At 62.0% G+C, this 25,899-nt stretch carries 14 protein-coding genes; 7 read left to right on the top strand and 7 right to left on the bottom strand.

The window, feature by feature from the left end:
• Positions 1 to 55: 55 nt before the first annotated feature.
• The 4 genes from ABEL04_RS08465 to ABEL04_RS08450 form a co-directional block, all read right to left on the bottom strand.
• A complete protein-coding gene (locus ABEL04_RS08465; RefSeq protein WP_375801951.1) occupies positions 56 to 3,328 on the bottom strand; it encodes a SusC/RagA family TonB-linked outer membrane protein in 3,273 nt (1,090 codons plus the stop codon).
• 910 nt (positions 3,329 to 4,238) lie between these two features.
• Entirely contained in the window at positions 4,239 to 7,745 is a 3,507-nt protein-coding gene (gene dnaE / locus ABEL04_RS08460; protein ID WP_375801950.1) for a DNA polymerase III subunit alpha, read from the bottom strand.
• Positions 7,746 to 8,134: 389 nt separating this feature from the next.
• Complete coding sequence (locus ABEL04_RS08455; protein ID WP_375801949.1) at positions 8,135 to 8,827, bottom strand: Sb-PDE family phosphodiesterase; 693 nt, start codon at positions 8,825 to 8,827, stop codon at positions 8,135 to 8,137.
• Between the two features lie 337 nt (positions 8,828 to 9,164).
• Entirely contained in the window at positions 9,165 to 10,361 is a 1,197-nt protein-coding gene (locus ABEL04_RS08450) for a DUF819 domain-containing protein (protein ID WP_375801948.1), read from the bottom strand.
• Positions 10,362 to 10,687: 326 nt separating this feature from the next.
• Here ABEL04_RS08450 and ABEL04_RS08445 point away from each other — a divergent pair, with 326 nt between their 5' ends.
• From ABEL04_RS08445 to ABEL04_RS08435, 3 genes are all read left to right on the top strand, one after another.
• Positions 10,688 to 11,434, top strand: coding sequence for an acetylglutamate kinase (locus ABEL04_RS08445; RefSeq protein WP_375801947.1), 747 nt, complete (start codon positions 10,688 to 10,690; stop codon positions 11,432 to 11,434).
• Positions 11,435 to 11,598: 164 nt separating this feature from the next.
• Positions 11,599 to 11,790: a histone H1 gene (locus tag ABEL04_RS08440; protein WP_375801946.1), complete on the top strand. Its 192-nt coding sequence runs from the start codon at positions 11,599 to 11,601 to the stop codon at positions 11,788 to 11,790.
• A gap of 191 nt (positions 11,791 to 11,981) precedes the next feature.
• Complete coding sequence (locus tag ABEL04_RS08435; RefSeq protein ID WP_375801945.1) at positions 11,982 to 12,923, top strand: DUF3078 domain-containing protein; 942 nt, start codon at positions 11,982 to 11,984, stop codon at positions 12,921 to 12,923.
• A 309-nt stretch (positions 12,924 to 13,232) separates the two neighbouring features.
• Here ABEL04_RS08435 and rnr read toward each other — a convergent pair whose 3' ends face one another.
• The 3 genes from rnr to aroB form a co-directional block, all read right to left on the bottom strand.
• A complete protein-coding gene (gene rnr / locus ABEL04_RS08430) occupies positions 13,233 to 15,473 on the bottom strand; it encodes a ribonuclease R (protein WP_375801944.1) in 2,241 nt (746 codons plus the stop codon).
• A 37-nt stretch (positions 15,474 to 15,510) separates the two neighbouring features.
• Entirely contained in the window at positions 15,511 to 20,331 is a 4,821-nt protein-coding gene (locus ABEL04_RS08425) for a translocation/assembly module TamB domain-containing protein (protein ID WP_375801943.1), read from the bottom strand.
• An 80-nt stretch (positions 20,332 to 20,411) separates the two neighbouring features.
• The gene (aroB, locus tag ABEL04_RS08420) at positions 20,412 to 21,494 is read right to left on the bottom strand and encodes a 3-dehydroquinate synthase (RefSeq protein ID WP_375801942.1); all 1,083 of its coding nucleotides are present in this window, start codon (positions 21,492 to 21,494) and stop codon (positions 20,412 to 20,414) included.
• Between the two features lie 385 nt (positions 21,495 to 21,879).
• Between aroB and ABEL04_RS08415 the strand changes: the two genes are divergently transcribed.
• The 4 genes from ABEL04_RS08415 (at position 21,880) to ABEL04_RS08400 (ending at position 25,113) form a co-directional block, all read left to right on the top strand.
• Positions 21,880 to 22,473, top strand: a complete 594-nt coding sequence (locus ABEL04_RS08415) for a class I SAM-dependent methyltransferase (RefSeq protein ID WP_375801941.1) — start codon at positions 21,880 to 21,882, stop codon at positions 22,471 to 22,473.
• 54 nt (positions 22,474 to 22,527) lie between these two features.
• Positions 22,528 to 23,301, top strand: a complete 774-nt coding sequence (locus ABEL04_RS08410; protein WP_375801940.1) for an NRDE family protein — start codon at positions 22,528 to 22,530, stop codon at positions 23,299 to 23,301.
• Between the two features lie 78 nt (positions 23,302 to 23,379).
• Positions 23,380 to 24,597: an alpha/beta fold hydrolase gene (locus tag ABEL04_RS08405; protein WP_375801939.1), complete on the top strand. Its 1,218-nt coding sequence runs from the start codon at positions 23,380 to 23,382 to the stop codon at positions 24,595 to 24,597.
• Between the two features lie 162 nt (positions 24,598 to 24,759).
• Positions 24,760 to 25,113: a hypothetical protein gene (locus tag ABEL04_RS08400; RefSeq protein WP_375801938.1), complete on the top strand. Its 354-nt coding sequence runs from the start codon at positions 24,760 to 24,762 to the stop codon at positions 25,111 to 25,113.
• The last annotated feature ends 786 nt before the right edge of the window (positions 25,114 to 25,899 follow it).

Genomic DNA, 25,899 nt, shown 5'->3' with positions numbered 1-25,899 from the left:
GAGGAACTGACCCGGGGGCGACCCCCCGGGTCGCAGGCAGGAGCAGGCGGCGGTTCTAGAATCGAAGCCGAAGTTTGAAGCTATATTGCCGCTGGAGGGGGAAGCCAAAAGCCTCGACGCCCGTCAGGAAGTTCTGGTCGAGCTGGGTTCCCGCTCCCCGTCCGACTGCATTGAGTTCTGGGTCCACCCCGTCATACTTGGTAAAGAGCAGTAGATTCCGGCCAGCGGCCGTCAGCGACAGCTGGCGTGCCCCGAACTGCTGCACCCATCGGGATGGGACACGATAGGTGAGACTCAGTTCGCGGAGCCGGATGAAGTCAGCCTTCTCCACCGTGTTTAGTCCGCTGAACGGAGCAAGGGCCAGCAGGTCGTTCAGCCAGGTTTTCAGGGCCTTTAGCCGAACCTCTCCGCTGTTTTGGGGATTTCCGTTCTCGTCGATCCCTCCTGTCAGGTAATTCCGTTCCACCCGAGAGGATTTGGGCAGATTACGTCCGATAATCGGGTTGGCCTGGCGAAAAGCGTCCGTCAGGTTGTTGACGTAAAAGTTGCCGGCCTTGTACTCAAAGAGGGTCGACAGCGTCCAGTTGTCGAAAAGCGTCGCGTCGAACCCGAACGAGCCCTGAAAGTCCGGCGTGGGCTTTCCGAGGTAGTGATCCTTCGAGTTGCCGGTCGGAGAGTCGGGATTCTGCGCAATCATCACCGTGGCCGGGCTCTGCGGGAGCGCCGCGCCAAAGAAGCCGCGAAGGTCGGAGACCGTGAGCCCCCCGAGATAGTTAACGAGCTCCTGTTCGGTGTCGGCGCTCCCGTCTCCATTGAGGTCGACCGGGAGGGTGCCGTCGGGCGTGTCTTTGAGCTGGACGCCGAAGTGCGCGCCCGGCGAGTAGCCTTCCACGATGTAATTGCGGTACCGCGGGTAACTGCCGCCTACCTTGATCGGCGGGGCGCCACCGAGGTCAGTCACCTTCTGGTGGAGGTACGCCGTGTTGGCGAAGGCGTCGACCGAGAAGCTCTCAGACTCAAAGACGGTGCCGTCAACTTTAACTTCTACCCCTTGTGCATCGACCTTCCCAATATTCACGAGCTGCGGATTCCGGAAGCCTCCGGTGGGGGGGAATTGCCGGGACACGAGTGCCTGATCGACAGTCCGGTTCCAGTAGGTAAACGTCAGGCTGACGCGATCATTGAAAAAACCGGCATCGAATCCGGTCTCCCATTCGGTGGCGACCTCAGGTTCGAGGTCCGGATTCCCGAGGTTGTCCGGGACAACCCCGGCGCCGGTGCCGGAGCTCAGGGAGGTAAAGGTCGTCTGTGCGTCGAAAGCGCCCGGCTGGAGCCCGGACTGTCCAATGGCGGCTCGGAGTCGGAGGGATGAAAGAAGAGAGCTCTGGCCGAAGAAGGCGGCATCCGTGGGGACGATCGAGATTTGCGCCTTGGGATAAAGAACACCGCTGAAGTCGGATCCGAACGCGCTGTTGGCGTCGTAGCGAGCGCCGACCGTAAAGAACGCATAGTCCTTGTACCCGAGCTGTTCCTGGGCAAAAACCCCGGCATTCACGATTTCGGAGATGGTTTCAGACACCGATACGTTGGCCCCGGCGTCGACGACCTGGAACCCAGGACCCGGGAAATCCGATCCCGAACTCGACTCTACCGTGTTGTATTCGAAAAAGCCCTGGGCGCCGACATCGAGCTCGGACGTAAAGTTTTGCCCGAGCTCGGTGCTGTAGTTCGTCTTGAGGTCAGCAGTGATGAACAGTCGGTCTTGCACACCGACGTCCTTAAAGCCGTCGGGGGTGTCCGACGAGAACCCGTCGATGTTCCATCCATAGGGACGTCGCTCCGTATTCAGGGCCGAGGTATAGTCGACGCCGAAGGTCGCGTCGAGGTTGAGTTCATCCATCGGGCTGTACGTCAGGTCCGCCGACCCGAAGAAGTGCTGGACGTCCTGGTTGACCTCTTGCATCAGGGACTCATTGACGGTCGCGAAGGCGATCGTTCCAGAGCGATTCACGCCGGGAACCACCTGTTCGGGCTTGCTGAACTGCGCAAGCGAAATCGTCCCGTAAATGTTGTTGTTCGTCTGAATGGAAGAGAACTGGGTGTCCGTATAGCCCGTCGAGACCAGCATCTGGAACTGATCGCTGGGGGTGATGGTCAGGTTGGCCATTCCCTGCACGCGCCGAATGTTGTTTTTCGACAGAGGGCTTACACCCGCCGGATAGTCCGGATTCCGGATAAACTCCGATTCGAAGGGACTCTCATCGCTCTGATACCGGCCACTGACGTAGAACTTGATTCCCTCTGAGCCGCCACTGACGGAAGCGGAGTAGGTCTGCCCGATGCCCACGCCGTTCGTTAGTTCGCGCGCAACGTTCTGGCTGACGAGTTCATAGGGCCGAATGTTATTGGGATTGCCTTGCTCGAATTGCTTTCCACGAATGACCTGTTCCATGCTGTTGGCCTGGCCCGTAGACCGGGCGAATCCGACCTGATCGGGATACACATCCGGATATCGGGAATAGGAGGCCTCACTGGAGAAGGTGAACCGGAGGTCCCCCTGCTGGCCGCGCTTCGTCGTGATTTGGAGCACGCCGTTGGAGGCTTGCGTCCCGTACAGCGTAGCGGCGGAGGCCCCCTTTAAAACCTCGACACTGGCGATGGAATTCGGGTTGAGGTCGTCGAGCCGGGAAGGAACGCCACCGCCCCCGGTGTCTGCGAATCCGCTGAATCCTCCTCCATTATTCACCCGAACGCCGTCAACGTAGACAATGGGCTCGTTGCTTTGCGACAGGCTCGCGGAGCCTCGAATGCGAATCCGAGCCCCCTCTCCCGTCAGTCCGCCAGAGGGAAGGCCCACGACGCCCGGCGTTCGGCCCTGGATGAGGTCGGAGAAGTTTTGCACTGGGGCGAGGTTGACCTCGGCGGCGTCGATCGAGGCGATCGAGTTTCCGAGCTGCCGTTTTTCGGACTGGGCACCGGCCCCGGTCACGACGACCTCTTGGAGGTTGATCGCACTCTCCCGGAGGACGAAGTTAAGGCTCAGCGTCTCTCCATCTTCAATGGTCACTGTTTTTTCGTTCGCCCCATACCCAACAAACTGAGCACGGATCACTTGCTCGCCGGTCGGGACACCCGTGATCCGGAAGGACCCGTCAGTGGCGGTCGCAGTCCCAATGTTGGTTCCTACCACTACCACTTGAGCGCCGGGTAGAGGAGTGTCGGCTTTCCCGTCGATCACGGTGCCTTCCACTGTACCTTGGCCGAGGGCAGAGAGGGGGAAAAGGAGAGCGAAAAGGAAAACGACACTTGTGCGTAGCGGCTGAGTCATAGGTTAGAGCAAACCATGTCCAATCAAAGAAAGCGATCAATCGCCATCCCGGTCTGGTGCGCTCGCAAATCCGGGGCTGAGTCCTCAATGGGACTCATGGTGGAGGATTCCGGGCGGCCATCGTTAAGCTCAGGAAAACCACTGAGTCAGCAATGCGCCGATTGACGAATTTCTTAGACAAACGGTAAATGATTTGTGGAGAAGACGCAAACGCATCTTCGGATCAACCTCCGCTGTGCAGGTCGATACGGTGCTGAGCACCGACATTGTGCGTCTCGTTCACGATAAGGTTACATTGCAAGGCGGGTGTCTTTCCTTTTTCTCCTGGTCACCAGCATCCCTTTTTCTGCAACCCATTTTCTCGCAGGCGAAAACAGCGGAGAGATCGGAAATCTTCTGCCAAATGGGATCGTCGGCCTCCTGCTTGACCTGAGCATAGCTTAGCTCGTGGGCCCCACTTTGACGGTCCCTCCTAACACTTGGGCAACAGCAGGTGTCCCCACCACACCTCAGGATCGGCAGGTTACGGGCAGTGGCACCCTGGTCCCACCGACTCCACTCTTAGATCTGGGGCCATATCATCGTACACGGACGACTGGGACCCGGTGATAATGGCCCTGGCGAAGGGGGATGTGATGTGCCCGTCGCCCCGAATGGCATGTTCGGATCGCCGATCGGGGCGGCATCTCCTTCTGATTCACGTTGAAGACCGAGAGGTGTGCGTCGAGCTCTCGTTTGAAGTTGCGCTTTCGGGAGGGCCAGCGAGGCACCGAGAGCAGCGACGTGCATCGGCGAGTGCGCACTGGCCCGTAGAAAACACATGCGACAACACCGCCGTCGACCGCCCATATTTCGGCGCAGGGCCGGGTGTATTGCCGATCACTCTGGGTTGGGGGCGGGCGTGTTAGAGTCACGGTCCCTTTAGGGCGATGTTGTCGGGGCCGAAGAGGCGCTGGGCGCCCTGCATAAACTCGGCGGTGGGCTCGATGACGTAGGTCCGGCTGCGGAGTCGCTCCTGACCTCGCAGTTCGGGGGCATCGACGTCAAAGTAGAGCGTGCAGTTGCCGTCGCTCCGCTCACAAAGTTGCTGGAACGTCTGGAGTTCGTCCGGCATCACCTGTTCGAGGTCCACGGTGAGCACCACCTCGTCCACCATCTGCTCGCGCACCTTCCACATCGGCGTGATGTCCTTCGCAAGCACCTTCACCGTGCCGCCACGCACCTCCACGTTGCCCTTGGCGAGGACGACGTTGTCGACCTCCAGGTAGGGCTGGACACGGTCGAGGATGCTGGAAAAGACGACCATCTCGCCCTGCCCGGTAAAGTCCTCGATCTTGGCAAACGCGATGGGTTTGCCGGACTTCGTGGTGTTGCGGTCCACGTCGGTGATGATGCCGCAGAAGGTGCGGACGGGGCCGCGATTTCGACCGTCTCCCCCGGCGGCCTGCTCGATCACTTTCTCGAGTTGATCCGGCTCGCCGAAGTGGGCGGTGGCGAACGCGTCGGCCTCGGCCCGGAACTCGTCGAGCGGGTGGCCGGAGACGTAAAAGCCCAGGACCTCGTGCTCGGCCTTCAGGCGCTTCGACTTGGCCCACGTCTCGACGTCGGGCAGGCCCGGCTGCATGGCCTCGGTCCCCGCGTCGCCGTTGCCAAAGAGTGAGTTCTGCCCCGCGGCACGGTCGTGCTGCACCTTCTGGCCGTAGCGCACGGCCTTGTCCATGATCTCCATGAGTTGCGCGCGGTGGCCCTCCAGGTCGTCGAGCGCCCCGGCCTGGGCGAGGGCCTCCAGCGTGCGCTTGTTCACCGTGCCGAGGTCTACGTTTTTGGTGAGGTCGAAAATGCTCTCGAACGGCCCGTGCTCCTGCCGGGCCTCAATGAGCGCGTCGATGGCCTTCTCGCCCGCGTTCTTGATGGCGGCCAGCCCGAAGCGCACCTTGTACTCCCCCGACTGCTGTCGGGGCTGCTCCACGGTAAAGTCCGCCTGGCTGCGGTTGATGGAGGGAGGAAGGACCCCCAGGCCCATGCTCCGTGCCTCCTCCAGCACCTTCGACAGCTTGTCGGTGTTGTCCATCTCGTTGGTCATCGCCGCCGCCATAAACTCCGGCGGGTAGTGGGCCTTCAGGTAGGCCGTGCGGTAGGCGACCAGTGAGTACGCCGCGCTATGACTCTTATTGAAGCCGTACCCAGCGAATTCGTTGATAATGTCGAAGAGCTCGTTCGCCTCGTCCTCGTCGATGTCGTTTTCCTCTTTGCAGCCCTTGACAAACTTCTGGCGCTGCTTGCGCATAAGCTTTTCCTTCTTCTTGCCCATCGCGCGGCGCAGAATGTCCGCCTCGCCGAGGGAGAAGCCGGCCAGCTCGCGCGCCATCTGCATCACCTGCTCCTGGAAGACGGCAATCCCGTAGGTCGGCTCCAGGATGTCCTCCAGCATCGGGTGCGGGTACTCCACCTCCTCGCGTCCGTGCTTCCGGGCGATATAGGTGGGAATGTTCTCCATCGGCCCCGGCCGGTAGAGCGCGTTCATGGCGATCAGGTCGTTGATCTCCGTCGGCTTCAGCTTACGGAGGTGCTCCCGCATGCCGGCCGACTCGAACTGGAAGATCGAGACCGTGTCGCCGCGCTGGAAGAGCTCGAAGGTCGTCTCGTCGTCGAGCGGAATGTTGTCGATATCGATCGCGTCGCCCCGCGTCTCCGCCACCAGATCGACCGTGTCCTCGATCAGGGTGAGGGTCTTGAGGCCGAGGAAGTCCATTTTGAGCAGGCCGAACTCCTCCACCCAGTCGCCGTCGTACTGCGTGGTCACGACCTCCTCCCCCTTGCTCTTCGCCACGGAGACGGGCACGTAGTCGCTAATCTCGCCGGGGGCGATAATAACCCCGGCGGCGTGCACGCCGGTGTGGCGCACAGACCCCTCCAGCACCTCCGCGTACTGCATCATCTTGCGGACCTCCGGATTGTCCGCCTGCTTGAGGCCGCGGAACTCGGGGTTCTCCTCGAAGGCCTGATCGAGGTCTACGCCCGGCCCGTCGGGAATCATGCTGGCGATCTCGTCGGCGCGGTCGAGGGGAATGTCGAGCACGCGCGACACGTCGCGCACCGCGGTCTTTGCGCCCATGGTGCCGAAAGTGACGATCTGGCACACATTCTCCTGCCCGTACTTCTCCACCACGTAGTCGATCACCTTCTCGCGCCCGCGGTCGTCGAAGTCGATGTCGATGTCGGGCATCGACACGCGCTCCGGGTTCAGGAAGCGCTCGAAGAGCAGGTCGTACTCGATGGGGTCGACGTCGGTAATGCCGAGGCAGTAGCTCACGCAGCTTCCCGCCGCGGAGCCCCGGCCCGGCCCCACCCGCACGTCGAGCTCACGGGCCGCCTCCGTAAAGTCCTGCACGATGAGGAAGTAGCCGGAGTAGCCCTCGTCGGCGATGATGCCGAGTTCATGGTTGAGGCGGTCCACCACCGTCTGGGGCAGCGGGTCGCCGTAGCGCTCTTTCGCCCGCTTGAACGTGAGATGGCGCAGGTACGCGTCCATGTCCTCGAACCCGTCCGGGATGGGGTAGTGGGGCATCAGCAAGTCCCCCATCGGAAGGTCGAATGTGCACTTGTCCGCCACCTCATTAGTGGTCACGAGCGCCTCGCGCTGAAACGTCTCCGGAATCCCAGTGAGGGCCTCCATCATGCCCTCTGGATCCTTCAGGTAAAACTCGTCGCTGTCGAAGCGCATCCGGTCCGGGTCGTTGTAGTCATCGCCGGTCTGCAGGCAGAGCAGGATATCCTGCGCCTCGTGGTCCTGCTGATCCACGTAGTGGACGTCGTTGGTGGCCAGCACCTTGACATCGTACTCCTCCGCCCACCGCAGCAGCACCTCGTTGACCGTCTTCTGGTCGTCGATGTCGTGGTCCTGGATCTCGATGTAGTAGTCGTTCCCGAAAATGTCGAGGTACGCCTCGAACAGCTCGCGGGCGCGCTCCTCGCCCTTGTTCAGGATCGCCTGCGGCACTTCGCCCTGCAGGCAGCAGGTGGTGGCGATGAGGCCCTCGTGGTGCTCGCGCAGCAGGTCGCGGTCGATGCGGGGCTTGTAGTAGAAGCCCTCCAGGAAGGAGGTAGAGGAGAGCTGCATCAGGTTCTCGTAGCCGGTCTGGTTCTTAGCCAGAAGGACCTGATGGTAGCGGGTCGCGTCCGACTGGTCCTGAATGCCGCTCGGCGTCAGGTAAAACTCGCACCCAATGATGGGCTGCACGTCCGATTTCTCGGCCGTGGTGTAGAACTCGGGGACGCCGTAGAGATTGCCGTGGTCGGTGATGGCCACGGCCGGGATGTCGCGGCGCTCGGCGCTCTCGATGAGGTTGTCGATGCTGGCGGCGCCGTCGAGGAGGGAGTACTGCGTGTGGCAGTGGAGGTGGGAAAATTCGGGCATACAAAGGCGGTACCTTAGCGGGACGACGTTCAAGACGAAGGGGGGAGATGACGACTCCCGACCGTTCCTCAACTAAAGCGTTGCCCGTGCGGGAATCAATGGGATATATCCGTTATTGAAAGTGGCTACCCCAGCGCTTTGCAGGGAGGAGAAGGAGGGAGGTGTTTGATCTGAGGCGCGAAAAATGTGACGTGAGGAGATATCTGCGGGTTTACGATGGACCGTGGAGACGAGGCGTGATCGTGAGGCCTCCTCCATGCTTTAAACTCTGTTATTGCAAAAGACCAACATCGTCACACCGCTGGCAGGCGACTGGTGTGGGTGCTGGGTGTTCGCCCTCGAACTCGCCTCCCCGTACAGCAGGACGTAGAACACCGGTCCCTAATTCTCTACTCGCTCACCGTCACGTCAATCGGAATCGACGGATGCTCTTCGGGAGCGGTTACGACGTTTAGGACCTCGAATGTGAGTTGGATCGAATTGACTCGCTCCCCGGGTTTGACCTGCAGACGCGTCGTGTCCTGCGGCGTCAAATGGACCACGTCCGAGTGGGCGTGAAAGCTCACCTCGTTCTGACTGTCGAGGACGTACCGGGCGTCGGACCGGTTTTGGATCGCCACCACTTGGCTGTGGGCTTCTTTAAAGACAGCCATGGGATCGTCCTTCAGCAGGGGATTGGCGTCCTTGAGAAAAATGGCATTGGCGTGGCCGGGCGGCATCTCGCGGGTAATCTCCGACCCGTTGATCACGAGCAACTCGTGCTCGTCCGCGGCTTGACGCGCAACTTGGTAGGCCCGATTCCGATTGGGGTGGGGAATGTCCTTGGAGTGCGGCTGGTACTCCAAATGATCGGTCATGGCGATCGCGTCAAGCTCGTCCTTCAGAGCCTCCTGCACCCGAATGCTGGGCCATACGCGTCCGTCGGAAAAAACCGTGTGTTGGTGCAGGTCGGCCTTGAGAACCTGATACGCTGGTACGTCCGGGAATTCAATCGCCCGGTCCGCCCCGTGATGATGCTCGTGTTGGGCCTGCGAGGGGAAGGACAGTAAGAGGATCCAGAGAACACAGAGAAGACGCTTCATGGGAATTGGACAAGGGAGAGTCTGAAAAAGACGTTTGGCTTGACGTTAACCATGGCACTCGCGTCCTAACGATGGCGACTTGCTCTCCCGTTCTGCCAGGGCAGAACTTCGGTCCCCCACGCTCCCGTTCGCTCGTGCTTTCTGGGCATCTCTCCGACGATCAGGAACAAAGGAGCCGATCGGTCAACTGAACTTCGGACGTACGATCGCCCTGTGAAGCTACCCGGTTGGTGGGAAAATCCACCGTTCGAATGATACGTTCTTCAGTTGATCCCGTCAAATGACGTCCACATTTCTGAAACGTAGGCCGCCACGATCGAATCGCTGGACCTGAGGATCACAGCCCCACCGCCACGAGTCCAATCAGCCAGCTGCAGCCGAGCGCCGCGTAGATGCCGAGAATGTATCCGGCCACGCCCATGAGCAGGCCCACCGGCGCCATCGCGGGCAGGTAGACGCCCGCCACGATGGGGGCGCTCGCCGCCCCACCCACATTGGCCATGCTGCCGGTGGCGACGAAGAAGAGCGGCGCTTTCACCATACGCGCGGCGGCCATGAGGAAGGCGATGTGGATGAGGATCCAAACGATTCCGGCCAGGAGATAGAGCGGCACGTCGAGCACCGCGGCGAGGTCGGCCTTGGCGCCGATGGAGGTGAGCAGCAGGTACAGCGCAAAGTAGCCGAGCCGCGAGGCGCCCACGTCCTCTAGCTCTTGCAGGGGCGTAAACGAGAGGAGCAATCCCCCGGTCACCACGATCAGGATGGCCCACGTGCTCGTGGTGATGATCGTAGGGTCGCCGAACTCGGGGAGCGTCCCCGCGATGGCCTTAGCCCCCACGGTCGCCGCCAGGGCAATGCCGATCATGACCGAAAAGTCGCGAAGTGTCACCGGACGCTGCGTCTCCTCGGCCTCCTCCATTTTTTTGTTTAGCCGGTCCATCGCCGTGGTGTCCGCCTCCATCCAGTCGTCGAACTGCGCCTGGTAGGCGCTCAGGAAGATGAGGACGCCCATCCAGCCGTATCCGGCCACCACGTCCACTACCAGGAGGGGACCGAGGGTGCTGTCCGGCGTCCCCACGCTCTGTTTCATCGCCATCATGTTGGCCGTTCCGCCGATCCAGCTTCCCGACAGGGCGGCGAATCCCTTCCATGCCACGGGATCCTCGAAGAACTGCCCGAAGAGGGCGAACACGACCGGGCCGCCCACCATGATGCCCAGCGTGCCGGCACACATCATGAACAGCGCCATCGGGCCCAGCCGGAGAATCGCCTTCAGGTCGACCGTGATCATGAGAAGGAAGAGCGAAAACGGCAGCAGGTAGGTCGACATCCAGTCGTACACCGGGCTCTCGGCCGGGGTGATGCCCGCGGTGGTCAGGAGCATCGGCACGAAGTAGGCCCAAATAACCGGCGGGAGGTACTTGAAGACCGGTTCGAAGAGGTCGAACGAATCGAGCCAGAAGACGAATCCGAGCACAGCGCTGAAGAGGGCAACGATCGCCATCGGCTCGGAGACCAGGGGGGAGGCGAACACGGACTGAGGCTGTTATGGAGAAACCGCAACGAAAACCGCCCACAATCTGGCACAACGCAGGGAGAGGGTCAACTGCGGAGGGCGGGATGGGTTGGGATGGAACGTCGGCACGTCACGCAGGATGAAGGAGGCGAAATGCCCGGTCCCGGTGATCGCGAAGGTGATTGCTGGAGCGCGAGTGCGGAAGGCGCCGTGCCGCGGGCGAGGGGGACTAGAAGGAGCGAAGAAGAGAAGTTCTGGAAACCGCAGGCTGATTGTCCACTGAACGTCTGGTCCGCTAGACGTTTAACGTTCACGCTCTCCCGTTGCAATCGCTTTTTCCCTGCATGGCTGCCGCAACCGCCGCGCCGACGCTGTATCTCGTCTATCTCGACCGCCACCATCTTGGCGACGCATTGTTTCTGAAGTCGATGGCCCAGCACTTTTCCCAGTCGGGCAGTGAGGCTCCCTTTACCCTGCTCGTTCATGGAAGCGGCGAGAAGGTGGAACGCACCCTTGAGGCCCAGGGCTACTTCCCGGAGCGGACGGGGGGAGTGCTCGACGTAGAGACGGACGAGCAACGACGCCTCGTCGAGCGGGCGGTGCGAGAGGTCAACCAAGATCTTGTTGCGACGTTAACCGATGAGGTCGTGTCCACCGTTGGCATCCAGGGGGTGGACCGGGGGCTGCTCCAGATGGAAGAGGACGGAGCCCTTCAGGCATCCGACGCGGGCTGGGTCTCGGCCCTCATCAAGCAGCACGTCGTTCCGGTCGTGTCCGCTCTCGTAGAGAATCCGGACACCGGAAAGGTCCACGAGGTTCAAACTGCTAAGGCCGTTGAGGCCCTCGCCCAGACCGTAGAGGCATCGTTCAGCCCCGTAGCGTGCATGTTTACGACCGCCGAGGAGTCCGGTCTGCACGACGGGACGGGGGGTGTTTTGGACGAGGTCTCCGCGGACGCCATCACAGGGGAGCACGTTCCCAACCCCGAGGCCGCGCGGGAGCTCCGTAACGCCGGGCTCCCCGTCTTGATTACGAGTCCCCAGGGACTCCTCACGGGGAACGGTCCCCGGGGAACGCGACTTCGGGCATGAGGAGCGATGCCACTAGCCTCCACTCTTGAACGTTTTGACAAATTACGGGAAGAAGAAGAACGAATGTTCGAGGCGTCTCAATCCGGCTTGACAGCGGCTGAGGGGCGTCTTATGTTCGACCTACGCTCCGCAACTTCGTCATCCAATTCAGTAGAGGTGACCGTATGAGTACGTTTGAAAAACGATACAGCGAGCTTACCGAAACCCTTGAAGGGGCCGAAGAGGACCTCATGAAGTTCTACGAGAAAGGAAACAAAGCGGCAGGAACCCGTGCCCGAAAAAGCCTCATGAAATTGAAGAAGTTATCTCACGAGATCCGACAGGAGATTCAGGAGATCAAGAACAATGAGCTTTAGCTTCCTGACTCCAAACACCGCCGTAGTCTGAGGATCGAAAAGGCTGTGCCGGTTTAGGCATAGCCTTTTTCTATTCGAAATATCCTGAAACAACTTTCTTTCTCCAGGGCCAGGAAGCTGTTTTGAGACGCGAAAGTCTCGTTTCGCTCCACCACTGCCCTATCCCGTTCCGTCTCACGCATCGACACCACATGTCTTCTTCATTCGCTTCTCGCGTGCTGGCCGGTGGACTCCTCCTCTTTTTCTTTATTGGAGGGAGTCCCGCCGTCTATGCGCAGCCAAGCCTGCCCACCCCAGACCCCCGCCAAAGCCCTACCTCGGACACTGCTACCACTGAATGGGACACCAATCTGACCGGCAAGATTTCGGTGTCCCAGGCGGCCTACCGGAATTGGCAGGAGGGAGGCATCAACTCGCTCGCCTTCACCGCCTCCCTTGACGGGGCGGTCGAGCGAGCAGGCAGGCGGTGGGCACAGGCCTACAGCATGCGCCTTGCCCTGGGCTTCATTGACCAGGAGGACCGAAGAATTCGGAAGTCCGAGGACCTGATCCGTCTTCAGGCCGACCTGCAGTATCAGGGCGATGGCTTCTTTGGCCGCTTCAGCCCCACACTCGCTGGCGATCTCCGTACCCAATTTGCGAAGGGATTCGATTACGACTCGAACCCGTTTAAGAACGGAGACACTCGGGAGCCTCCCGTGCAGACCTCCGCCTTCTTCGCGCCCGGCACCATCACTGAATCCCTCGGTCTCACGTATGAGCCCCTCGATCAATTCTCGGTCCGCCTCGGGGTCGCATCCAAGCAGACCATCGTCAGGGAACCGGATTTTCGGGCGCTGTACGGGGTGGATGAGGACAAACTCGCACGAGTTGAGGCGGGCGGGCAGCTTTCTTCGTCTCTCAACCAGCGTCTGTCCGAAAACATCCGATACCGATCGCAGCTGGACATCTTTTTCGCGGTCAGCCAGCTCGAAAATCCTCCGGACGCCATCTGGCAGAACGTCGTGAATCTGGAAGTCAACGACTGGCTGAGTACAGATCTGGAGTTCGTAGCCGTGTACGACGAGGATACCGTCAGGGCCATCCAGCTCAAGGAGGTTATTTCCGTCGGCGTGTCGCTGTCTGTTTTATAGCGGCGAGCTCGGGGGGGCCGCTGCAACCGCCGTGCGCGGTCTGCGGGAACCTGCAATACTACGTGGTCGGGGCCACTCTCGGCTAAGCAGCGGCTTGAGGATTCCGATCAGGCGACCCCCCTGGAGCACTGCCGGCTTGACCTTGGGAGATAACCCAGGTGCCAACGACCCCCAACACTACTACGTCTGTGGAGAACTCGGGCGTTGGGACTGAACGTGGAGAAGCCCTTAGCCCGCCCGCGACTCGGACTCACGCAATCGGCGAGCGAACAACGCTTCTATCGTGTGTGCCAACGGGTTACGACGGCGCTACTCGACGAACAGAAGATCGATCTCGCGGTCCTCAACGTTCGCACCTGCTACCTGAACCGTCACCGTATCGCCGGGACGATACGCTTTGCCGTTGCTTTCCCCCCGCATCGTGTAGGTGGACTCGTCGTACACGTAGTAGTCATCGTCCATGTTGCGGACGTGGACGAGGCCCTCGACGAGCAACTCCTCAAGTTCGACAAACACGCCGAACTTCGTCACGCCACTGACCACGCCTTCGAAGGTGTCGCCGATGTGGTCCTGAACGTATTCGACCTGCTTAAGCTTTACAGACTCCCGCTCCGCCTCCTCAGCGTCGCGTTCACGCTCTGAGCAGTGCTCGCAACGTTCAGCGAGCTCGCCGAGGTCAGCCGCCGGTTCCCCGCGCTCGTATCGCTTGAGAAGCCGGTGCACTAGGAGGTCGGGATACCGGCGGATGGGGCTCGTGAAGTGAGTGTAGTAGTCAAAGCCGAGTCCGTAGTGGCCGATGTTGCCCACAGCGTACTCGGCTTTCGACATCGCCCGCAGCGCCGCCCGCACGATGACCTGCTCTTCAGGCGTCCCCTGAACCGCATCAATAAGGCTTGCCAAGTCGTTCGACTGGGCATTGCCGTCGGTGAGCGGAAGCTCGTGCCCAAAGACGCGTACGTACTCGGCGAGCTGGCGAATCTCCTCGCCGTCCGGAGTGTCGTGAACCCGGTAGACAAACGGGAGAGGGGCCTCTTCCTCGTCTCCGTCCGTTTCGGCGGGGTCGTCGTGATCGCCAGCCCCAATGTGCTGGGCGACGGTCCGGTTGGCCAGAAGCATAAACTCCTCAACGAGGCGGTGCGCCCGCTTCCGCTCCTTCCGGACGATGTCCCGGGGGTGCCCGTCGTCGTCCAGGAGAACCGTTACCTCGTCGGACCCGAAGTCGATGGCGCCCTCTCGCATCCGCTTTTTGGTGAGAGTCTTGGCGAGACGATTGGCCTGCACCACGTCCGGGGCCACCTCGGCGTCGGGATATCCCCCTTCGATGTAATCCTGGGCCCGGTCGTAGGTAAGCCGCTGCTTGGAGTGAATGACACTCTCGCACAGCTCGTAGTCCTCTACCGTGCCGTGCGGGGTCACTTCCATAAGGATCGAAAACGCAAGCTTGTCCTCCTTTGGGCGGAGAGAGCACACCTCGTTGGACAGCTTCTCTGGCAGCATCGGGATGGTGCGGTCGACCAGGTACACGCTCGTTCCTCGCTCCAGCGCTTCGCGGTCAATCGCCGAGCCGGGACGCACGTAGTGACTCACGTCGGCGATGTGGACGCCCAGTTCGTAGTTTCCATTCTCCAGTTCTTCGAGGTGGATGGCGTCGTCGAAGTCCTTCGCGTCCACCGGATCGATGGTGAAGATCTGCTTGTCGCGCAGGTCGCGCCGGCGTTCAAGCTCGGAGGACGGAATTTCCGAGGGAATCTCCTCGGCCTCGGCCTCTACCTCGTCGGGAAAGTCGGCCTTCACGTCCATGCTCATTGCGAGCGAGAGGACTCGGACCCCGGGATCGTCGGAAGGCCCCACGACACGGAGGATGTGCCCTTCGGGCGAGGCGTGGCGGTTGTCGAACCGGTCGATCGATACAACGACCTTGTCGCCCGCCTCCGCGCCGTTGAAAGAATCCGAGGGGACGTAGACGTCCTGGAGGATGCGTTGGTCATCGGGCTCCACGAAGCCGTACTGCGGACGGTGGTGGAACGTCCCCACAACCTTCTCGCACCGCCGCTCGATCACCTCAACGACTTCGCACTCTCGCTTTTTGTCTTCCGGGGCCCGGGCGGCGACGGCCACCCGAACGAGGTCGCCGTGGAGGGCCTCTCCCATGTTGGACTCTCGAATAAAGAACTCCTCGTCGCTGTCCACGGCCTCGACGAAGCCGTATCCCTGCGCATGCGCGCTGAGAATGCCCGCGTGGTGCTGCGAATCAGACGTGTACTTGTACTTTCGGCCCTCGCGCTCTACGACGCGATTGGCGCTCATCTCGGCGAGAACGTCGCAGAAGCGGAGATACCTGTCGTTGTCCTCGATGTCGAGGCCCTGAGCGATTTCGTGGGAGCGGAAGGCCTCATCGGTGTGCTCCCGAAGAAACGTGAGGATGCTCTGTCGAAGCGTCTCGGTTGTTGGATCGGTAATCTTCAGAGATGGATGCTGTTCGCTAAGAGTGTACGGATGTATCAGAAATCCAACGATCAGTAAGGGCCCGCGTTCGCCATCCCATGACAAAGCCCTGTGAGGTTGCACAGAGTGTCATTCTGAAAAGTCAGGGACGATTCGCGGTCTGTGTCGAGTCGGAGGGGGGAGGCTGCTCGGCCACGGGCGTATCGTCTTCGTCGGAAGACGAACCGAAGGGAACCAGCCACCCGAAGAGGCGCATGAAGAAGTCTGACCAGGTCGAAAACTCGGTTTGATAGGACAGCCCGACGCCCCGACTGCTCGTCAGCGTCCGATTCTGCGTGAGCTCATCGCCTCTTCGCCGGTAGAAGAGGTTCGCGCTGACGGTGCGACTCAAGTGCACTTCGACGGTGAATTCTCCCTGGGGACCTTGCACCTGCTGGGCGCCCGGATCATCCCCCGTGTAAATTCCTTCCCCACGAATGATGAGGCGCTCGTTAAGAAGACGAAGCGCCACCCCGTAGATGAGGTCCAGGTCGTCAGGATTCTCCCCCTGCACGCCGAAGTTGAGATCCACGTTTGGAAACGCCGCCCCGAGGTACCGATTGAGCTGGCTCGAAACCAGCTGCGAGACGCTATTGAACGCGAGTTGGTTCCCAGCGGCGGTCAGCGGGCTTCCCGACTCAGCGGTCTGCCGACTCCCCTGCTCTGTGAGCGACTCGGTGGTTAGAAGGAACGTGTTGGTGAGAAGCACGCTCGTGGCGTACTCGGTCTGGCGAGCCGGCTGATTCAAAATCGCGTCTAGGGTTTCAGATCCTACGAGGTTGCTGCGCTCGTCCCGGTCGAGAGAGAGGCTTAGGTCGACCTGGGGGGTGGCCACGCGTCCTGTGATGTCGAGCTGCACCGTCACCGGGACTCGTCCCCGAAATCTCTCGGCGCTGGGCAGGCCTGAGGGCGAGGCCCGAGTGTTGTACGCGGCCTCAAGGTCGAGCTGAGCGTTAATCGGATCACCGTCCCATGAGATCGTCCCGTCGCTGATAGAGAACCGCCGGACGAAGACTTCCCCGGCCGTGAAGAGATACGTCCCACTCGCGGCGTTGAAGTTGCCGTAGACCTGAAAGTCCCCCTCTTTCCGCTGAAGCTGTACGCGCCCGGTCCCTACCGCGGTAACGATGTCCCCGACCACAGGGTCGAAGACGAGGTTGACGGTAGACCCCTCCGGAGCAATGACATTCAGGTCGATGTTGATTCCCTGCACGAAGCTTGGCTGGCCCTCCGGACGATCCGCAAGAATATTGTCTCGACGGGTCATCTGCTGGAAGTCTGGGATCTTGCCCGTTGAGTCGGCAAAGACGATAAATCCTGCATCGTCGTTGACCGTCCCGCCGGATACGGGAATCGACAGCTCGCTATCAGGAGTCGTGCGGGCCGCGTTTGAACGGAGAGTGGCGTCGGAGAGGGGGCCAGTTAGGGTGACAGCTCCCGAAGCGCGGATGTGACCGTAAAAGGGAAGGGTTTCCGCGCGGGACACGTCGATCACGGTGATGCCATCGAGCGTGCCCGACAGGTCGAAAGAAAAATATTCGTATCGGTTGAAGAAAACATCTCCCTTGACGGTCGCCGATCCCTCGTCGCCCTGGACGGTGATGTCCTGCAGATGAATGCCCTGCCGGTCGACCTCCACGGGCCCACTCACCTCGTACTCCAGCCCAAAGCGCGGGAGATCAACGGCCCCGTCCTGGATCTTCAGGTCGGCTTCGAATACAGGATCTCGAACTTGCCCCCCGATGTGGAGTGGGCCCTCTACAAAGCCCTGGACGTTTGAGACCCGGTCTTCGAAGATATATTCGAAGAAAAACAGGTCGGCGTGCTCAATGTCGGCGTCGAGGTCAAACGTCTCCCCCGAGGGCACCTGTGAGGTCTCCTGCTCAGACGCCGAATGCGCCCATTCGGGCAGACGAATCCGACCAGACAGCGTCAACTCGCTTGGTTCAACGGTTCGGGCCCCCTGGGGCACCAGGTCTGGACCGGCCCGCCGGTCCGCCGTTGTCAGCGAGTCGAGGGAGAGATTCAGGCGGAGATCGGGAGAAGAGGCCGCGTATCTTGCCTGAAGGCGGACGTTCCCCAGGATGCGTCGATCGTACGAAAGCCGTCGGACGGAGAAGGTCGCGTCGAGCGTCGGCTCCGCCTGGCCTCCCTGGAGGGTGACCCGACCGTTTAGGTTTCCCCCGATCACCTTCGGCGTCTGCAAAGCCCTGGCGATTGGGGGGAGGTATGCGTGCTGGACTGTCAGCGAGAGAGGTTTGGGTGACCGAGGCGAGACTGTTTCCGCGATGCGGATGCGCTGTAGCATCGGAGCCTGCGGGTGGGCCCGCTCTAAGGAGAGGGGAGAAATCACGGTCGCATCCGAGTAGAACCGCGCGGAGGCGGGCGATGGATTTGTCCACGTCCTTCCCTCCACCTGCATGGAGACCTGTCGTATTCGCAGTTCGTTCGTGGTGGGGGTGATGTGCAGTCCCCCGATCAGCCGAACGGGACCCAAAGCCCCGAGGCTATCGGCTCGGAGGCGGAGTGTACCGTCCCGCCGGGCGAAGGAGAGCGAGACAGAGAGGGCGGAGAGCGAGGGACCGACGGTCTCCACCTGGTGAGCCGAAATAGAAAGATCGGCACTTCCCGTTTCCGCGAGGGGAGACCCGGCGTGGACGGTCGCGTCGTACTGGAGCGAGACCCCTTCCGCCTCGCCGCCGCGATAGCGAAGGCGAGAGGCGGAGAGCGACCCGGAGGCACGTAGACGATTGGGGCCGATGGTAATTTGCCCGGTCGTCTCGAAATCGCTCGAGGTCTCAGGGAAGCCCGCCCACCAAGCCTGCAGGATGTCCGAGCGGCGAATCCGCAGCCGGCCGCGGACCTCGACGGGCTCGGAGAGCATGGGTTGAGGATTGAGAGTTGTGCTCAGAGGGGCAGGGGCCACCGAATCCAGTGGGGAAGGCACGAGGGGAAACAGGGACTCACCGGTGGTGACAAGCGAGGTCGGCACAGGCTTTCCAAGCTCTCGCTCCACGGCCCTCGCCAACGTCGATCCCCACGCCCGCCCGGCCCGCCACAGCCGTGGTCCCAGAAACGTCCCGCGAACCTGGAGCGAGGCCACCGAACTGTTCAGCGAAAGCCGAGGACGGTCCGAGGATCGATCGGAGAGGCGGAGGGTGGCGGTGTGCGGGGGCAACACAACCACGCTGTCGGCCCGATACACCCGCGACGAATCCACGTTTAGCGTAGCGGTTCCTGCCAACGACCGCCACGTAGTTCCCGCGCCCTGAAGTGTGAGACGGGCGTTGAGTCGAGTCGATGGGAGCACTCCCTTCCGCGGGGACAGGTCGAACCCCGACGCCAGTAGGGAGGCCGAATAGTTCGGACGGGCGTCCAGGGTCATGCGGCCCTCTGCACGGAGGACCCCACCGTTTGGCTGTTGCAGAACGATCCGTCCCCGAGCACGATCGCCCCGAAGCACCACCGTGCCGTTGGCCGAGGCGAAGCGCCGACCCCCGAGTCGGGACGGGGACAGGGACACGTCGAGACGACTGCGGCGCACTGTGTCCGTCGCTGCGGCACCCTGAATCTCGACGCGCCCATTCAACCGGCTTGAGAGCCGAGCCTCGCCCGTGAAGGGGGCTAGATCTAAGCTGTCCACCTCGAACGAACCACGATACTGCACGGGAGCAACGGGGGCCTCCTTTCGCTGGATGTCCAGGGAGCCCCGCACGGCACCCTGTGGGGTCTGGACCGCAAGCTGACCCTCAAGGTCAAGGGTAGCGGGAGAGGCACGGCGCGAGGCGGTCCCTTGGAGGGAGGCCTGCACGCTCAGAGGACTGATCGTCGAATCTGGCAGAGACGGAAGGGCAGGCCACACGGCCCGAACGTCCGCCAGGTTGAGACGACTATCCGTGAGCGTGGCGTCAATCCTGACCGGTGATGACTGCCTCGTAATTGTCCCGCGAACGGTGGCAAACGAGTTGTTACGGGCAATCGTAAAGGCATCGACGCGAACTTGCTCGAGTGAGCCCTCGACGTGGCCCTTCACGTTTACCATCCCCCTGAGGGAAAGCCGGGGCACGAGCCGACGAAGTTCATCGGTGTCGAGTATGCTCTGGTCGAAGCGGAGATCGAAGGCAGGCTGATCTGTAGACTCGTCACTCGACGACTCGAGTGAGGCCTCAGCCCGAATGCGAGTCGTGTCCAAGGATAGAGCGAGCTGCTCGAGCACCCAACTCCCACTCGCTCGGCGCAACTGACCGCGGAGCGTGGACACGTGAAGATCGGAATTCGGAAGGGTCCAGGAGGCGTCCTGAATCTTGATGCGCGCATCGGCACCGGTCCGCGGGACCGACGCATCAACAGAAAGGTTGCGGACGCGGGCCCGAGTGTAGTCGAAGAGCCAGTTGTTCTGCACAGCGGCGGGGGCAGGGCCGGCTCGAGTTGACGTCACCCGCCCGTCACGGATATTAATGTCCGCGAGGGACAGGTCGAGCGGACCGTCGGACGGGGGGGTGTGGGACCGTCGGTGAAGGGCCTGTGAAAGATTCCAATTCCCGCTCGAGTCCCGACGCAGCGCAAGACGCGGACGAATCAGGGTGAGAGAGCTGACCGAGAGCTCCGAGGCCAGGAGGTAGGTCCAGTAAGGCTCAGCGACCACTGAGTCCGCAGACGCGACGAGACGCCCCGTCGAACTGCGAAGCTCGACATTGGTCGCCACGACGTCGCCGAGGAGAATGCCGCTGAGACCTCCGATCGACAAGGAGCCCTCAAACCGCTGGTTGAAGGAGCTCTCGATCTGGTGCTGAATGCTGTCGCGTCCGACTTCCGTTCGGGTCAGCCCTACGATTAGGACCGCGCTCCCCAGCACCGCCGCGAGGGCAATCTGGAGCGCCCGCCACAGAGGACGGGCAAGGGATCGGCGTGAAGAGTCGGGCACGAACAGGAGCCGGAGCGGAGGGCCCCGATTGGTGAAGAGCCAGTTTGAACTATCTCACACGCGTGCCGCAGGGCGGCGTTTCAGGACGAGCACGCAAAGGCCCAGGCCTGCCGGGCCTCTGCCTCTGACACGTCCCCCGTGACGTAGGCTTCGCCCAGCCGGCGAAGAAGGACAAACCGGATGCTGTCCCCCCGATTCTTCTTGTCTGCAGCCATGGCCTCGTACAGCGCCGGGAACGGGGCCGATGAGGGGTCGCCATCGACGGGAATGGCCTGAAGAACGTGGTCGATCCGCTCTCGGGGGAGCGCGTCGGGCCAACGTCGATGGGACAGGTACAGCCCGGCCCGCATGCCCAGGGCAACGGCTTCGCCGTGAGAAAAGGTGCCGTAGCCCGCCACCTGCTCGAGGGCGTGGGCGAAGGTGTGCCCGAAGTTCAGGACCGCACGCCGTCCCTCTTCGCGTTCGTCGGCACCCACGATCTCGGCCTTCACCCGCACCGCCTTCTCGATGGTGGACGCAACCGCCTCTCGATCCCTGTAAGATAGAATCGGGACCAGATGGTTCTCAAGGTCCGCGAAGAGGTCTGGGTCCCCAATCAGGGCGTGCTTGACGACCTCGGCCATGCCGCTCGTGTATTCGTCCATGGGGAGCGTGTCGAGGGTTCGAGGGTCGGCGCACACGAACTGCGGCTGGTAGAACGCCCCGATGAGGTTTTTCCCGACGGCGTGGTTGATGGCCGTCTTCCCGCCCACGGAGGCATCCACCTGGGCGAGCAGGGACGTGGGCAACTGCACGAGCGGAAGCCCCCGCAGTAGGGTAGCGGCAGCGAAGCCGGCCAGGTCTCCCACCACGCCTCCACCCAGGGCAAGGAGGGGCGTGTCGCGGTCGATGCCCCATTCGAGCGCCTCGTCGTACAGGTCGTGGAGGTGGGGGGCAGACTTGGTCGCCTCCCCCGGCGGCAGAACGACTGTGTGTACAGCCCATCCCGCATCGGTGAGCCCGCGTTCGAGCGGTGTCCGGTAGTGGGCCGCTACGTGTTCGTCGGACACGAGCAGGCACCGGTTCCCCTGCAGCCCAGCCTCCTCCATCAGTGCGGGCACCGCGGAGAGCGAGCGGAAGTGGACGGTGTAACTGCGAGCACCTAAATCGACCGAAACGGCCATACGGAAGCAAGACGTCTCGTGGACGACGGGAGCGTGGGACTGATTGCGCACGCGTCAGCATGCGGTAGGATTCGCCAGCCGGGCGAAATTCGAGGAGTTTGAGTGTCCGGCCGATGGGGAACCGCTGGCGATGTCACTCATGAAGAACTCTAGACCTGTTTTGCGTGCAGATGTGTAGCCGAGACATAGTGGGCGACGCCGCTAAACGGTGCCCAAACGAGCCCTGTAGTGGAAACTACCGGGTGAGTACAGAGGCCGTTTTGCACGAGGTCCACAAAGTCGCAGCGCTGGGAGCACAGCGACCGAGTACTCCCGGGGGGCCGCAGATGTCTCGCCAAACAGGTTCACAGCCCCAGTCCTGCTCCGCAGCCCTCCACGCCTCCCGGTGCCAATTCAATCCGTGCTCGACTTCGCGCACCACCTGGCCGCTCAGGCCCTGGCGCCGGGCGGGCTCGCCATTGACGCCACGACAGGCAACGGCCACGACACGGTTTTCCTGGCCCGAGAGGTCGGGGCCGACGGTCGGGTCGTGGGGTTCGACGTGCAGGAGGAGGCCATTAAGGAAACCCGTCGCCGCCTCCGGTCGGAAGACCCCGCCGCGTCTGTTCAACTGATTCGTGCCGGTCACGAAACTATGTTGCATCATCTCAACGAGTCGCACCGCGGGGCAGTGGGGGCTGTGATGTTTAATCTTGGCTACCTGCCAGGGGGAGATCACTCCCTCACGACCAAGCCCCATACCACCCGGCAGGCTTTGAATCTGAGTACAAAGCTGCTCCGGCCCGGAGGCGTCATCACGATCGTCCTCTACACCGGACACGAGGGAGGCCCTGCCGAGGCCGAGGCGGTGCACTCGTGGGCCTCCGCCTTGCCTCAGCAGGCCTTTCGGGCGCTGTCGTACCGGTTCGTGAATCAGGCCAACGACCCGCCCCGGCTCATTGCTGTAGAGAAGAACGCCGAGGTGGCCGAGCCCGGATAAGAGAAGCGCCGCTGCTCATGCCTCGGACGAAAGTCCCAAAGCACAACGTCGATTATGTGTCTGATTCTGCTTGCGTACGACTCGCATCCCGACTACCCGATCGTCTTCGCCGGGAACCGAGACGAGTTCTACGATCGACCGGCAACCCCGGCGTCGTTCTGGGACGAGGCGCCCCACGTGCTGGCGGGCCGAGATCGAAAATCGGGGGGGACGTGGCTGGGAGTCACCCGCCGTGGGCACTGGGCCACCGTCACCAATGTTCGGGACGAAACGTCCCATCGGGAGGACGCGCCCTCCCGGGGACACTTCGTTGCAGATTACCTGAAGAATGAGCCTTCTCCGAGCGATTACCTTGAAGACGTGGCCGCTCGTGCCGACGAATACAATGGGTTCAACCTGCTGGTTGGGACGCCCCAGACGCTGTACTACTTCTCGAACCGGAACGGCCCTCCGCGGTCGGTTGCACCCGGAATACACGGCATGAGCAACGCGCAGCTCGATGACCCGTGGCCCAAGGTCCAGCGGGGAACGGCCCGACTGCGGTCGCTGCTGGACGGCGAGATCTCCTCCGATCAACTGCTCGACATCCTTTCCGACCGACGGCCGGCCCCGGACGAGAAACTGCCGGACACCGGGCTGGGCCGGACGACCGAGCGAAAGCTGTCGCCGCCGTTCATCGAGGGCGACCAGTACGGGACCCGCTCGTCGACGGTTCTTCTGATTCACCGGTCTGGAACAGTCACCTTTGTCGAGCGGACGTTTGACCGCGGGACCCCCGCCGACATACAGCGGTTTTCCTTCGAACCTGCCGCCGAGCCGGCCGCTTAACGGGGAAGCCTCTTGACCTTCGCTCCGGAAAGACGCCCGGCACGCACCGCACTGCCCTTCGCCATTGACCCTACCGTCATGCCGTCCAAAAAACTCTACTTCGAGAATCCCGAGGGCGATGAGCTGGCCGCCCGCTTGGATCTACCCGACTCCGGGTCCCCCTGTGCCTTTGCGCTCTTCGCCCACTGCTTCACATGCTCGAAAGACCTCCGCGCCGTCGGTGCCATCAGCCGGGCCTTGAACCGGCAGGACATCGGGGTCCTTCGGTTTGACTTCACCGGGCTTGGGGAGAGCGAGGGCGATTTTGCCGACACCAATTTCTCCTCTAACGTTGATGACCTGGTCGTAGCGGCCGACTTCCTGGCGGAGCGGCACGAGGCACCCCGCATTCTGGTGGGGCACTCATTAGGGGGCGCCGCTGTGCTTCAGGCCGCACACCAGATCGATCGTGTCAAGGCGGTCTCAACGATTGGGGCGCCGTATGACCCCGAGCACGTCACCCGTCACCTGAACGACGCCATTGAGGACATCAAGTCCACCGGCGAGGCCCAAATCACGCTCGCGGGGCGCACCTTTACGATTCGCAAGCAGTTTCTCGAAGACTTGGCCGCCACGAAGATGGAGGAAACGATCCGGACACTCGATCGGGCCCTTCTCATCTTCCACTCCCCGATCGATCAGATCGTCGGGGTAGACAACGCCGCCCGCATCTTTCAGGCCGCGAAGCACCCGAAGAGCTTCGTGTCCCTGGACGACGCCAATCACCTCCTCCACGACCGTGCGGACGCCGAATACGTGGGGGTTGTAATGGGGGCCTGGGCGAAAAAGTACGTGGACGCCTCCGATACAGAGGAAAGCGGCGCCGAGGGAGCTGTGGTCGCCCGCACTGGGGAGGCGTACCAAACCCACATTCAGGCTGGCCCCCACACCTTCGTGGCCGACGAGCCCGAGGAGGTAGGGGGCGACGACGCAGGCCCTACGCCATACGACCTGCTCCTCTCGGCGCTCGGCAGTTGCACGGGCATGACGCTCCGCATGTACGCGGACCGCAAGGAGTGGCCCCTGGAGGAGACGCTCGTGCACCTCTCGCACGAGAAGATTCACGCCGAGGATTGTGAGAATTGCGAGACCGAGGCCGGAAAAGTCGACCGGATCCGGCGAGAGATAGACGTTCGGGGCAATCTGAGCGAGGACCAGCGCCAGCGGCTCCTCGAGATCGCAAACAAATGTCCGGTGCACCGTACCCTCCACAGCGAGGTGCGCGTCGAGTCCTCGCTCCGAGAACGGGCTGCCTAGCCGGACAGCAGTCTGTCCCAGCCGGGACAAATGATCGCAGTGGTGGGGCGTGTCTGGAGCAGCAGCCCGGCAGGACGCCGGGCCGGCAGGAGGGGCGCCCGGTTCGCAGCACAGAGGACGGGAGGCCTTTGTCAGCGCCTATCCACTGATATACAGCTTGGCATGAACGGGTGGAAAAAAACATTTGCAGACGCCCTTTCGCAGGCGACCCGGGTGGCGGGGGCGGCCCTGATGCTGGCCCTAATCGGCGTTTTGGTCTGGGCCCTTTCTCTTTCAGGATGGTGGTATCTGCCTGCCGGCGGGGCGGTTGCGGGCGGGCTTATCGGATGGAAAAATCCTTCGTTCCGTTCAGGCCGGGTAGACGTTACGCTCACTTATGTCGTGCGGGGAGCAGTGCTGGGGCTGGCGATCGTGGTTCTCTACCAAAGCGGGTGCACGTCCGTCCCGCAGGACCCGAGAGGGCAAGACCCAAAGCGCGAAACGCTCGTCGAGCCCCCGTCCCCTGAGAACCCCTAGCTGGGGCCCCAGGCGAGGCGACTTCAAGCCCCGGAGGGTGCCGGCTGAGTGGAGAGAATGCAGGGAGCGCAGCTGGCTATCCTCAAAGCCCCGGTGGCGGCGACGAGCCCACGGAGAGTTGGGGAAGAAGCAAAAAAAGCCCGACCCGGAAATGGGCCGAGCCTACGAGCCAACAGAAATGCGGGGAATTCCGTTCGCTCGCATTAAGTACCAATATAGCAAAATCGACCCGGGGGGAATCAAGAGATCGTTGTGACAAAGTAGAGAAGAACTGCAGATTATCGGAGGTAGCCCTCTTCCCGAAGCCACCGCTCGACCTGACCCATTCCTTCAGTTCCTTGGGTTTGAAAGGTTATCACTCGGTGGCCGGAGACCCAAAAATTGGGGCTCCTCGCCACAAAGGATCCCTCGCCGAAAAGGGGCAACCGCGGCTCTTTCGGATGGACATGCGGCACCCACTTGGGGCAGGAGTGAAGCCAAAGTGGGGCCGTCGGCTCGGGCTACCTGGACGGCCGTGTGGGCGGACGTTTCTGCCCGACGCAGATCATCCCACGCCGGGGCGTCCTGGGACTGGTGACGCCGACATTGGGCCGGGGGGTCCTCACCGGACAGACACACGATCCTGCCCCAATCTACAATCGCCCGTCCCGATTCCTCTAGGGCGTTCTGTGTCGTTGGGGCGTCTCCGAGAGTGCTAGTCGGTCCCCTGGGGCACAGGTGACCGCACTACATAGTGCAATTTCAATCGGTCTGCTTGGGAATAGGCTCTACGCTTCTGCAATCGTA

Origin of the sequence: Salinibacter sp. (assembly GCF_042218895.1) — a bacterium.
Classification (GTDB): domain Bacteria; phylum Bacteroidota; class Rhodothermia; order Rhodothermales; family Salinibacteraceae; genus Salinibacter.
Note: the sequence above shows the minus strand (reverse complement) of the source record. Positions and strands in the feature narration are given on the sequence as shown.